Origin of the sequence: Serratia sp. AXJ-M, from assembly GCF_046531865.1 — a bacterium.
Lineage (GTDB): Bacteria > Pseudomonadota > Gammaproteobacteria > Enterobacterales > Enterobacteriaceae > Serratia > Serratia liquefaciens.
The window spans coordinates 1595686-1607558 of sequence record NZ_CP059394.1 but is presented as its reverse complement, the minus strand read 5'-3'; the positions used below and the strand labels follow the sequence as shown (position 1 = coordinate 1607558).

10 protein-coding genes are annotated in these 11873 nt (G+C 57.5%); 2 read left to right on the top strand and 8 right to left on the bottom strand.

The features are described from left to right. Positions 1–4 precede the first annotated feature (4 nt). From gsiC to H0S68_RS07555, 5 genes are all read right to left on the bottom strand, one after another. Entirely contained in the window at positions 5–925 is a 921-nt protein-coding gene (gene gsiC, locus H0S68_RS07575; protein ID WP_046374081.1) for a glutathione ABC transporter permease GsiC, read from the bottom strand. A 50-nt stretch (positions 926–975) separates the two neighbouring features. After that, complete coding sequence (gsiB, locus tag H0S68_RS07570; RefSeq protein WP_020825980.1) at positions 976–2514, bottom strand: glutathione ABC transporter substrate-binding protein GsiB; 1539 nt, start codon at positions 2512–2514, stop codon at positions 976–978. Positions 2515–2537: 23 nt separating this feature from the next. Next, positions 2538–4415 (bottom strand): dipeptide ABC transporter ATP-binding protein, encoded by a 1878-nt coding sequence (locus H0S68_RS07565; protein ID WP_262215329.1) that lies wholly within the window; start codon positions 4413–4415, stop codon positions 2538–2540. Between the two features lie 19 nt (positions 4416–4434). Next, positions 4435–5391, bottom strand: a complete 957-nt coding sequence (locus tag H0S68_RS07560; protein WP_020825978.1) for an isoaspartyl peptidase/L-asparaginase family protein — start codon at positions 5389–5391, stop codon at positions 4435–4437. A 409-nt stretch (positions 5392–5800) separates the two neighbouring features. Then, positions 5801–6337, bottom strand: a complete 537-nt coding sequence (locus tag H0S68_RS07555; protein ID WP_020825977.1) for a DUF924 family protein — start codon at positions 6335–6337, stop codon at positions 5801–5803. 92 nt (positions 6338–6429) lie between these two features. Here H0S68_RS07555 and moeA point away from each other — a divergent pair, with 92 nt between their 5' ends. Together moeA and moeB are read left to right on the top strand one after the other, a co-directional pair. Beyond that, positions 6430–7668 carry a molybdopterin molybdotransferase MoeA gene (gene moeA / locus H0S68_RS07550; RefSeq protein WP_128864028.1) on the top strand — a complete coding sequence of 413 codons (1239 nt, stop codon included), beginning with the start codon at positions 6430–6432 and terminating at the stop codon, positions 7666–7668. Between the two features lie 2 nt (positions 7669–7670). Beyond that, entirely contained in the window at positions 7671–8426 is a 756-nt protein-coding gene (gene moeB / locus H0S68_RS07545) for a molybdopterin-synthase adenylyltransferase MoeB (protein ID WP_410529285.1), read from the top strand. A 261-nt stretch (positions 8427–8687) separates the two neighbouring features. Here the strand turns inward: moeB and H0S68_RS07540 are convergent, their stop codons facing one another. From H0S68_RS07540 to cynR, 3 genes are all read right to left on the bottom strand, one after another. After that, positions 8688–10280: an ABC-F family ATPase gene (locus H0S68_RS07540; RefSeq protein WP_071827008.1), complete on the bottom strand. Its 1593-nt coding sequence runs from the start codon at positions 10278–10280 to the stop codon at positions 8688–8690. Positions 10281–10439: 159 nt separating this feature from the next. Beyond that, a complete protein-coding gene (gene mchS3 / locus H0S68_RS07535) occupies positions 10440–10856 on the bottom strand; it encodes an MchS3 family protein (RefSeq protein WP_261108157.1) in 417 nt (138 codons plus the stop codon). 100 nt (positions 10857–10956) lie between these two features. Then, the gene (gene cynR, locus H0S68_RS07530; RefSeq protein ID WP_142815632.1) at positions 10957–11841 is read right to left on the bottom strand and encodes a transcriptional regulator CynR; all 885 of its coding nucleotides are present in this window, start codon (positions 11839–11841) and stop codon (positions 10957–10959) included. Between the last annotated feature and the right edge of the window lie 32 nt (positions 11842–11873).

The following is an 11873-nucleotide window of genomic DNA, read 5'->3' as shown; positions in this document are numbered from 1 at the left end:
GCCCTCATTTGTATCGTATTGCCGGGTTAATTGCCGCATACAGCAGGTCCACCAACAGGTTAATCAGAATAAACTCCAGCGAGAACAGCAAGACTTCGGCCTGGATCACCGGGTAATCACGCATCTCCACCGAATCGACCAGCAGCCTGCCCAACCCCGGCCAGTTGAAGACCTTCTCCACGACGATCGAGCCGCCGAGCAGGAAGCCAAACTGCAATCCCATCATGGTGACGACCGGGATCATCGCGTTGCGCAGCCCGTGTTTCACTACCACCATGGTTTCCCGTACGCCTTTGGCGCGCGCGGTACGCATGTAGTCTTCCTGTAGCACCTCAACAAACGAAGCGCGGGTAAAACGCGCCATCACCGCCGCTACCGCAGCCCCAAGGGTGATGGAAGGCAAAATATAGTGCCGCCAACTGTCGGCGCCCACCGTCGGCAACCAACCGAGATTGACGGAAAACACCTGCATCAGCAGCATACCCAGCGCAAAGGCGGGGAACGAAATCCCGGAGACCGCCAGGGTCATGCCGAGACGATCGGGCCAGCGGTTGCGCCACACGGCAGACACCATGCCGATGCCCATACCGAAAATCACCGCCCACAGCATGCTGCTCAGCGTCAGCCACAGGGTCGGTAAAAAGCGCGAGCCGATCTCTTCGCTCACCGGGCGCTTGGAAACCATCGAGGTACCGAAATCCCCCCGCAGCGCATTGACAAAAAAGTGCACGAACTGTTGCGGCAGCGGCTTGTCCAGCCCCAGATCCTTACGCACCAGCTGTACTACCGCTTCGTCGGCTTCCGGTCCTGCCGCCAGCCGCGCCGGATCGCCGGGCAGCATATGGACGAACAAAAACACCAACACCGCGACAATCAGCAGCGTCGGGATCAGGCCCAGCAGTCGTTTAAGAAAATAATTAAGCATCTTGGGTGCGTCCCTTCACCCCGCCCTCCAGGAGAGCGGGGATCGGTGCCTTATTTAAGATCGGCATTATCAAAGTTGAACGAGGTATCCGGCATCACGTAAAAGCCGCTCAGCTGTTTATTGTTAGCCGACAGCAAGCGCTCGGTGGCCAGGAAAATCCATGGCGCATCTGCCCAGATACGATCCTGCGCGTCCTTGTACAGTTTCTGCTTCTCTGCGCGGTCGGTGGTCGCCAGCGCGCCGGTCAGATCCTGATCCACCTGCGGATTACTGTAAAACGCCGTGTTGAACTGCTTCGGCGGCGCAGCCTGGGTTGAGAACAGCGGTGACAAGGCCCAGTCCGCTTCACCGGTTGATGCTGACCAGCCGGTATAGAACATACGCACGCCGGTGTCTTTCACCCCAACGCTTTCCACCTGGGCCGCGCGCTGACCGGCATCCATCGCCGTCACCGTCACTTTCACGCCAACCTGCGCCAACTGCTGCTGGGCAAACTGCAGCACTTTCTGCGCGGTGCTGTGGTTATGAGACGACCACAGGGTGGTGGTAAAACCGTTAGGGTAACCGGCCTCTTTAAGCAGTTCGCGCGCCTTGGCAGGATCATAAGGCCAAGGCTGGTAACGGGTGGCAAAATCGATCGCCGGCGGTACCGGGCCTTCCGCCGGAACGGCGTAGCCGGAGAACGCGACCTTGATCAGCGCGTCTTTGTTGATGGCGTAGTTCAACGCCTGACGTACTTTCAGGTTATCGAATGGCTTTTGAGTCACGTTCAGGCTGATATAACGCTGCAGGATCGACGGCGCGGCCACCAAATCGAGCTTGGCATTGCCTTCCAATACCTTGGCCTGCTCATAGGGGATCGGGAAGGCAAAGGTCGCTTCACCGGTCTGCAGCATGGCAGCGCGGGTATTGTTATCCACGACCGGGCGCCAGGTGATGCTGTCGAGCTTCGGCAGCCCCTGTTTCCAATAACCGTCAAACTTTTTCACCTTGACGAAATCGGTCTGGTTCCAGGTCACGAACTGATAAGGGCCGGTCCCCACCGGGTGGAAACCAATCTCTTTGCCGTACTGCTTCAACGCGGCCGGCGAAATGATCACCGCCGCCGGGTGCGCCAGGTTGTTGATAAAGGCCGAGAATGGCGCTTTCAGCACGATCTTCACCGTATTGGCGTCCACCACTTCGGTTTTGTCGATCATTTTGAACAGGTTGTAGCGCTTGAGGTGATTGTCCGGGTTGCTGGCGCGATCCAGGTTCACCTTCACCGCTTCGGCGTTAAACTCGGTGCCGTCATGGAATTTCACCCCCGGATGCAGCTTGAGGGTGTAAGTCAGGCCGTCTTTGCTCACCTCATAGCTGTCCGCCAGCACGTTCACCAGTTTCATGTCTTTATCGAAACCGAACAGGCCCTGATAGAAGGATTTGGCCACCGCCTGCGACAGCGTATCGTTGGCGTCATACGGATCAAGCGTGGTGAAATTGGACGCGACGGCGATCACCGCATCTTTCGCAGCCCAGGCTGGGCCGGCGACCGCGGCCGCCAGCAGCACGGCGCCCGCTAATGCCTTACGTTTGAATGAGTGCTTCATGGTGCTTGTCTCTCCTGAGGTCACTAAAAGGCACCGGCGATCGGATGGCGGGCGACAAAATGCCCCGGTCCAACCTGCACTAGCGGTGCGGTAACGGGTTCATCGCCCAGCGCGCGGATCGGGCTGGGGATTTCATCGACCAGCAGCGGCTGGCGTTTATAAGCATGGTTAGGATTGGCCACCGGCACCGCCGCCATCAGCTTGCGGGTGTAAGCGTGCTGCGGGTTCTCAAACACCGCCCGACGCGGGCCAATCTCGACAATCTGCCCGAGATACATCACCGCAACGCGGTGGCTGATGCGCTCTACTACCGCCATATCGTGCGAGATAAACAAAAAGGCGATGCCGAACTCACGCTGCAGATCGAGCAGCAGATTGACGATCTGCGCCTGAATCGACACGTCGAGCGCCGACACCGATTCGTCAGCGATCACCACCTTGGGATTAAGCGCCAACGCGCGCGCAATGCAGATTCGCTGCCGCTGGCCACCGGAAAACTCATGCGGATAACGACGCGCATGCTCTGGTTTAAGCCCGACGCGTTCCAGCAGCCAGGCCACGCGCTCTTGTGCCGCCTTGCCACGCGCCACGTTATGTACCAGCAGCGGTTCCATGATCGAGAACCCGACGGTCAGACGCGGATCGAGCGAGGCGTAAGGATCCTGGAAGATAAACTGGATGTCCCGCCGTAGGTGCTGCAGCGCCGGGCCTTTCAACTGATTGATTTGACGACCGTCAAAGGTAATGGTGCCGCGCTGGCTGTCCACCAGCTTCAACAACGAGCGGCCGGTAGTTGATTTGCCGCAGCCGGACTCTCCCACCAGCCCCAGCGTTTCGCCGGGGTAGAGATCAAAACTGACGTTTTCCACCGCATGCACTCGCCGGGTGACGCGATTTAAAATACCGCTGCGTAGGTCAAAGCGCGTAACCAGATTTTCTACCCGCAGGATCGGCGTCGCCCCCGGCGGTACGGTATCCTGCGGCCCGCCATTGTCTGCGCCGTTCGGCAACGGGAATTTCGCCGGGAAGTCCAACTCCGCCATTGATCCCAGCCTGGGTACCGCCGCCAGCAGCGCTTGGGTATAGGGCTGTTGCGGCGCGGCAAACAGTTCGCGCACCGGCCCCTGCTCCACCTGTTCCCCCTGACGCATGACCAGTACCCGATCGGCTATCTCCGCCACTACGCCCATATCGTGGGTAATAAAAATCACCCCCATCTGCATTTCCTGCTGCAGTACGCGGATAAGCTGCAGGATTTGCGCCTGAATGGTGACGTCCAGCGCTGTGGTAGGTTCATCGGCAATCAATAAGGCTGGCTTGCAGGACAGCGCCATGGCGATCATCACCCGCTGGCGCATACCGCCGGAGAGCTGATGTGGGTAACGGTTAAGTACGTCTTTGGCTTCGGGAATGCGCACTAAATCGAGCATCTGCAAGGCGGCTTGTCTGGCGGCGCGGTGATCCATCGCCTGATGCAGGCGCAGAGATTCGGCGATCTGTTCCCCTACCGGGAATACCGGGTTCAGCGAGGTCATCGGTTCCTGAAAGATCATCGCCATATCGGCACCGCGCACCGTGCGTAATGTACCCTGACGTGCGTGGGCCAGATCGAGCACCTCGCCGTTACGCCGACGAAAGGGCATCGTCCCGCTGACGATGTTGCCACCGCCCTGTTCGACCAGGCGCATCAATGCCAGAGAGGTGACAGATTTACCCGAACCGGATTCACCGACGATCGCCAGCGTCTCGCCGCGATCGAGATCAAATGACATGTTGCGCACCGCTTCTACGGTATCGCCCTGTTGTTGAAATTGGACGCTCAGATCGCGCACCGACAGCACGCGCTGCGGCGGCAATAATAGCCCGGCGTCGGCCGCAAGCGGCATTAAGGCATCGGTCATGCACCCTCCTGGCGATCGGTTAGCGGTAAATCCCTACGGACGGCGCATCGCCGACATAACCGAAACCGCGGTACATGCCTTCACTGTTGAAAGGCAGCGCCACGTTGCCGTGACTGTCGATGGCAATCATGCCGCCACTGCCACCCATCGCCAGCAGTTTTTCCATCACCACCCGGTCAGTGGCCTGCTGCAGACTGAGCCCGGCGTACTCCATCAATGCGGAAACGTCATAAGCCGACACGCCGCGCATGAAGGTTTCCCCGGTACCGGTGCTGGAGACCGCCACCGTGGCATTGTTGGCGTAACAACCGGCACCGATGATCGGCGTATCCCCCACCCGGCCGGCCTGTTTGTTGGTCATGCCGCCCGTCGACGTTGCGGCCGCCAGGTTGCCCAGGGCATCCAGCGCCACCGCGCCAACGGTACCGAATTTACGATCGGGGTCGATCGGCTCACCGCTTTGCGCAGCGCCATCGTGATCGAGCAACACACGCCCAAGCTCTGCCTGAGCACGGTGCAGTTGGTCAAAACGTGGTTGGGTAAAGAAGAAATCGGGTGCGACCATTTCAAGATCGTGGGCGGCGGCAAATTTCTCCGCACCCTCCCCAGCGAACAGCACGTGCTGGCTGTTTTCCAATACCGCGCGCGCAGCCAGCACCGGATTGCGTATCCGGCTGACGCAGGCCACGGCACCGGCATCGCAGGTGCTCCCATCCATCACACAGGCATCCAACTCGTGGGTGCCCTGATGGGTGAATACCGAGCCTTTACCGGCATTAAACAATGGGCACTCTTCCAGCAGCCTCACCGCCTCGGTGACCGCATCCAGGGCGCTGCCGCCCTGGGCCAGGATCTGCTGGCCGGCGGCGACGATGTCGGACAACGCCTGAATATACTCCTGTTCCTTTTCAGCACTCAGCGCCGCACGGGTAATTGCGCCCGCGCCGCCATGAATGGCAATCACTGGTTTGCTCATTTGCCTGTCACCCTGTGTTAATCCTGCCAATCCCGCCCCTCATTGAAGGGGAAATAGATTCACCTCGGCGGCAGCCCACAACGCGGCGGCCGGCAAGGCGACGGGTATAATTATTATTCGGCCTTTTCCCGACTATATTTAGCCGCGCTATCGAAGTAAAGCATAAAGTCTTCGCCCAGCTTTTAGCGTAGCCCGCTTAGATTATTTCGCACATTGAAATATCTTAATGGAATAAAAACAGAGAGTTATAAATTGGAAAAACCGTTCTGAATAACGATTGGGATTTTTGGTAGAAACCCGTGAGGGGCACACAGTAATTACCGGCAAAAATAATCGATATCTCTAAATATCCGGCCGTTGTGCGTTCAACCTGCTGTTTTTTAGCCGGCTGAACGCAGATGATCAATATTTAGAATCCTGACCCCGGCAACAGCAGAAATGCTTCCTCCTCCGGGGTAGAGACTCGGCCTAATATCGCATTACGGTGCGGGTAACGGCCAAAGCGGTCAATAATGGCTTTGTGCCGCACTTCAAACTCCAACTGATTGGCATTGCCCAGCTCGGTATACAACGCCAAAGCCTGTTGATGAATCAACGCCGACTCTGAATGCATAAAGGGCAAATAGAGAAAGCCCCGTTGCTCTGGCGTAAGTCGTTCACATTGCCCACTACGGACCGCTTCCTGTGCCAGCACCAACGCCATGCAGTCGCTGGCAAATGAACGCGGCGTGCCGCGGAACAGGTTGCGACTGAACTGATCGAGCACGATCACCTCCGCCAACCGCCCCTCAATGGTGTCTCGCCAGTGCGCCAGCTCGCCGGCGGCGGCGGCCTGCCAGATCTGACCAAAGCGCGTATGCAACAGGCGATCGAAATCATCGTCCTTTTTGAACCACATTGCCGGTTCGATCTCGTCAAACCAAAAGTCTAATACCTGTCTGTGCATCACTGCCTCCCGTTGTTTACTTCAGCATAGCATCCTTCATAATACCCCCACTTTGCCGCCATTTGTCGCGCACCCTGATTACGGAGTTCCTTATGGATCATTGCCATACTTCCGATCTTATTTCCCTGGAGCAGGCGTTGGAGAAGATGCTCAGCCAGATCTCCCCCCTTCAGCAGACCGAATCCATTGCCCTGACCGCCGCCGCCGGCCGCATTACCGCCGCGCCGGTCATTTCGCCGATTGATGTACCGCCCTTCGCCAATTCGGCCATGGACGGCTATGCCGTGCGCCTCACCGATCTGCAAGCCAACGCGCCGCTGCCGGTCGCGGGCAAAGCTTTTGCCGGTGCTCCGTTCGACGGCAACTGGCCAACCGGTACCTGCGTACGCATCATGACAGGCGCGCCTGTCCCCGCAGGGGCCGAGGCGGTGATCATGCAGGAGCAGGCCGAGATCAGCGATGCCGGCGTGCGCTTCACGGCCGAAGTGCAAGCCGGGCAAAATATTCGCCTGGCGGGGGAAGATATTCGCCAGGGTGCCGGGGTTTTACCTGCGGGTATCAGACTGGGCGCTGCGCAGTTGCCGCTGTTGGCCTCGCTCGGTGTCGCCGAGGTGCAGGTGGTACGTAAGCTGAAGGTGGCGGTATTCTCCACCGGCGACGAGTTACAGCCGGTCGGGCAGCCGCTGCAGGCGGGCCAAATCTATGATACCAACCGTTTTGCCGTACGCCTGATGCTGGAACAGTTAGGGTGCGAAACGCTGGATCTGGGCATTATCCGTGATGATCAAAACGCGCTGCGCGCCGCCTTCGAGCAGGCAGACCGCCAGGCCGATGTGGTGATCAGCAGCGGTGGCGTCTCGGTCGGTGAAGCCGACTACACCAAGCAGATGCTCGACGAGCTGGGCGAAGTCGGCTTCTGGAAGCTGGCGATCAAACCCGGTAAACCCTTTGCCTTCGGCAAGCTCAAGCAGGCCTGGTTCTGCGGCCTGCCGGGCAACCCGGTTTCTGCAGCGCTGACCTTCTACCAACTGGTGCAGCCGCTGTTGGCGAAGCTGGCGGGCCACAGCGACTGGCATTTGCCACCGCGTTTGCAGGCTCGCGCCCTGACCCCCCTGAAGAAAGCGCCGGGACGCCTTGATTTTCAGCGCGGCGTGTTTAGCAGCAACGCTCAGGGCGAGCTGGAAGTGAGCACCACCGGCCATCAAGGGTCACACGTGTTCAGTTCTTTCAGCCAGGGTAACTGCTTTATCGTGCTGGAGCGCGAACGCGGCTCCGTGGCAGTGGGCGAAAAAGTGGACATTGAGCCCTTCAACGCCTTGCTGAGGAGCTGAGCATGCTGCCGGAATTAACCGATGACGAAGCGCTGCGCTATAACCGCCAGATTATCCTGCGTGGCTTTGACTTCGACGGTCAGGAAAAACTGAAGGCCGCCCGGGTATTGATTGTCGGCCTCGGCGGGTTAGGCTGCGCCGCCGCCCCCTATCTGGTCGCGGCGGGCGTCGGCCACCTGACGCTGGTTGATTTCGACACCGTTTCACTCTCTAACCTGCAGCGCCAAATCCTGCACCGCGACGCGCGCATCGGTATGGCGAAAGTTGAATCGGCCCGTCTCGAACTCAGTGCCATCAACCCACATGCTCAGATTGAAACTGTTGATGCACAGCTGGACGACGACCAGATGGCGGCGCAGATTGCCGCCTGCGATTTGGTGCTGGACTGCACTGACAACGTGGCGACGCGCAATCTGCTAAATCGCCTCTGTCATACTCAGCGCAAACCCCTGGTGTCCGGCGCGGCCATCCGCATGGAAGGGCAGCTCAGCGTCTTCACCTATCAGCCCGGAGAACCCTGCTACCGCTGCCTGAGTCGGTTATTCGGCGACAACGCCCTTACCTGCGTCGAGGCCGGTGTCATGGCACCGCTGGTCGGTACCATCGGCACGCTGCAAGCGATGGAGGCCATCAAACTGCTGACGCAGTACGGCCAACCGCTCACCGGAAAACTGCTGATGTTTGATGCCATGACGATGCAGTTCCGCGAGATGAAGCTGCCGAAGGATCCGCAGTGCGACGTTTGCGGTGGGGAATAGCAGAGACAAAAAAGGCGGGAATGCTCCCGCCTGAGATTTTTTGACAAAGGGGGATAAAAGCGTGGTTTTTCCCCCTTTGTGTTATCAGCCGAAAATCAATAAATTGATTTTCCTGATTTGTTTTCAAAACCTTTAGCGCCTGCCGCCAAACATTATATGTTTGTCAGCCGTCTCTGGCGGGAATGCTCCCGCCCGAGTTTGATGACAAATTCGTCACCGGTTATAGCTTCGGGCGCAGCATGCCGCGCCCCTGCCGCTGGGTTACACGATACCCTGGCTACGCAGATAATCTTCGTAGTTGCCGGTAAAGTCGATCACTTTGGTCGGCGTCATTTCCAGTACCCGGGTCGCCAACGAGCTAACGAACTCACGGTCGTGGGAAACGAAGATCAAGGTGCCTTCGTACATTTCCAGCGCCATGTTCAGCGACTCGATGGATTCCATATCCAGGTGGTTGGTCGGTTCATCCATAACCAGGATATTAGGACGCTGCATCATCAGCTTGCCAAACAGCATGCGACCCTTCTCACCCCCGGACAACACCTTCACTTTCTTCTTGATGTCGTCCTGGCTGAACAGCAAACGGCCCAGTACGCTGCGCACCGCCTGCTCGTCGTCTTTTTCCTGCTTCCACTGGCTCATCCAGTCGAACACCGTCAGGGTGTCATCGAATTCGTATTCGTGATCCTGAGCGTAGTAACCGATCTTGGCATTTTCAGACCATTTCACGGTACCGCTGTCCGGCAACGTATCGCCCACCAGCGTTTTCAGCAGGGTAGATTTACCGATACCGTTCGGGCCCAACACCGCCACTTTCTCGCCCACTTCAACCATCAGGTTGAACTTGCTGAACAGAGGACCGTTGTCGAAACCTTTGGCCAGCGCTTCCACTTCCAGCGCGTTACGGAACAGTTTTTTGTCCTGTTCGAAACGGATGAACGGGTTCTGACGGCTTGAAGCCTTAATTTCTTCCAGCTGGATCTTGTCGATCTGGCGGGCACGTGAGGTTGCCTGCTTGGATTTGGAGGCGTTGGCACTGAAGCGGCTCACGAACGATTGCAGTTCGTTAATCTGCGCCTTCTTCTTGGCGTTATCCGCAACCAGACGTTCACGCGCCTGAGTGGCCGCCGTCATATATTCGTCGTAGTTACCCGGATACACGCGCAGTTCGCCGTAGTCCAGATCCGCCATGTGAGTACAAACCATATTCAGGAAGTGACGGTCGTGCGAAATGATAACCATGGTGCTGTTACGTTCGTTCAGCACCTGCTCCAGCCAGCGGATGGTGTCGATATCCAGGTTGTTCGTCGGTTCGTCGAGCAACAGAATTTCCGGATCGGAGAACAGCGCCTGCGCCAGCAATACGCGCAGTTTGAAGCCCGGTGCGATTTCGCTCATCGGGCCATAATGTTGTTCAACCGGGATGCCGACGCCGAGCAGCAGTTCGCCGGCGCGCGCTTCGGCGGTATAACCGTCCATCTCGCCGTAGGCCACTTCCAGATCGGCCACTTTATAGCCGTCTTCTTCGCTCATTTCAGCCAGCGCATAAATGCGATCGCGTTCTTCCTTCACCGCCCACAGTTCGTTGTGGCCCATGATGACGGTGTCCAGCACGCTGTATTGCTCGAAAGCGAACTGATCCTGACGCAGTTTACCCAGGCGCTCGTTCGGATCGAGGAACACGTTGCCGCCGCTCGGCACCAGATCGCCGCCCAGGATTTTCATAAATGTGGATTTGCCGCAGCCGTTGGCGCCGATCAAACCATAGCGGTTACCGCCGCCAAACTTAACGGAGATGTTTTCAAACAGCGGCTTACTGCCAAACTGCATAGTGATGTTGTTAGTGCTTAACACAGCGCTCGCTCTTCATATCATTGGGAATGTGATTTGGCGCGCATTATGCCATAACGGGCAACAGAGATCGCGGGAAGTTTCGGTGACAATTTGAGCAAAGGTGCGGCGGCAGGCCAAGTGGAAAGAACGTCTCGGCCTGAGGGAGGTGAATGCAGAGGTTTACCAACACCCCTGTTTTAGAATACTGAAATAAACATCGCTGAATTTTTCTTTCCTTAAAACATCCCCTTTCAATACCGAAACCGGTTGATCCCACACTTGGGTGAAATTGGGTTCGCCGGTTTTGTTATTGAGCTTTTTTAAGCCGCAGGCAGCATAAAGTTTCGCTTCTGGGGTTGCCTGCGGGTTATTGGCAATACGCAAGAAAACGGCCCCCGCGTCCTGGTAGGTTAGGATTTCTATTACATCGGTTTCTCCGGCACTGCCAATGCCAACAAACCCGTTCATTCCCAAAGAGAAATGAGTCACCTTGGATAAATTATTTTCTGTCGCTTCACGGTGTTGCTCAGCGGCGTAACCGTGGAGGGAACAGAAAGAAACAAAAACCAAAATAATAACGCTCAAGATCCTTTTCACAAAAACCTCCCTATTCAGCCAAGAATGAAAGTGACGATCGGACCAGCTCGGTGCGCCACACTACCACGGTATTCAGCCGGTTTTATAGCGGGCCGAAATGTCACTGGCTAAATTTCTGCCGGTGCAAGACCTCGATAAACGCCCGTGACGCCGCGCTACGGTAGGCGTCTTTACGTTGCAGCAACACCGCCCGGCGAGCGGGCATGACGTCGGTAAGCCGTACCGGGTGCAACTGCGGGTTTTCCTGCGCAACCGCTGCCGGTAGCAGGGTAGCCAGTTGGCCACGGCGCACAATTTCAATGATGGCACCAATTGCGTTGGCCTCCATTGCTACCCGGGGGCGGATCCCCTGTCGACGACAATAATCGTCGATAAACTGACGGGTAGCGAAGTCCTCGCTTAATAACACCAGAGGTTGCTGTTCGAACACCTGCGCACTCAAAGGCTCACGCTGTTGAACCAGCGGGTGCTGAGCCCCAACCATCATATTCAGTGACTCGGTAAACAGCTCCTCGGCCACGATGTCCACCGATTGCGCCTGACTGAACGCGATCCCCACATCCAGCCGATCTTCCGCCAGAAGCGCCTCGATCCTGTCCTGCGTCATTTCATGAATACTCACCGAAACGCCCGGATATTGCCGATAAAAAGCATCGATAACAGGCCCCACCAGATAGGCGGTAAAGGTTGGCGTCATCGCCAGCCGCAAATTACCGCGTTCCAGCGTCGCCACGTCGTGGATCGCCCGAGTGCCGGCTTCCAGATCCTGCAGCGCCAGCCGGGCATAGCGCATCCAGGCCATACCGGCGTCGGTCAGGCGCACCGTTCGGCCGGAACGATCAAACAGAGGCGTTCCCAGGTTTTCTTCCAACTGCTTGATTTGTTGCGACAGCGTCGGTTGCGAGACGTGTAGCGCTTCGGCGGCGCGGGTGAAGTTGCCCTGTTCGGCAACGGCAAGAAAATAACGGATGTGTCGCAGCAGCATAACGCCTCAACTATTAGTAATTTCTATGGAGA

Coding starts and splice junctions, on each gene's coding strand:
- gsiC (WP_046374081.1), bottom strand. CDS start 925: ATGCTTAATTATTTTCTTAAACGACTGCTGGGCCTGATCCCGACGCTG.
- H0S68_RS07565 (WP_262215329.1), bottom strand. CDS start 4,415: ATGACCGATGCCTTAATGCCGCTTGCGGCCGACGCCGGGCTATTATTG.
- cynR (WP_142815632.1), bottom strand. CDS start 11,841: ATGCTGCTGCGACACATCCGTTATTTTCTTGCCGTTGCCGAACAGGGC.
- H0S68_RS07560 (WP_020825978.1), bottom strand. CDS start 5,391: ATGAGCAAACCAGTGATTGCCATTCATGGCGGCGCGGGCGCAATTACC.
- H0S68_RS07555 (WP_020825977.1), bottom strand. CDS start 6,337: ATGCACAGACAGGTATTAGACTTTTGGTTTGACGAGATCGAACCGGCA.
- gsiB (WP_020825980.1), bottom strand. CDS start 2,514: ATGAAGCACTCATTCAAACGTAAGGCATTAGCGGGCGCCGTGCTGCTG.
- moeB (WP_410529285.1), top strand. CDS start 7,671: ATGCTGCCGGAATTAACCGATGACGAAGCGCTGCGCTATAACCGCCAG.
- moeA (WP_128864028.1), top strand. CDS start 6,430: ATGGATCATTGCCATACTTCCGATCTTATTTCCCTGGAGCAGGCGTTG.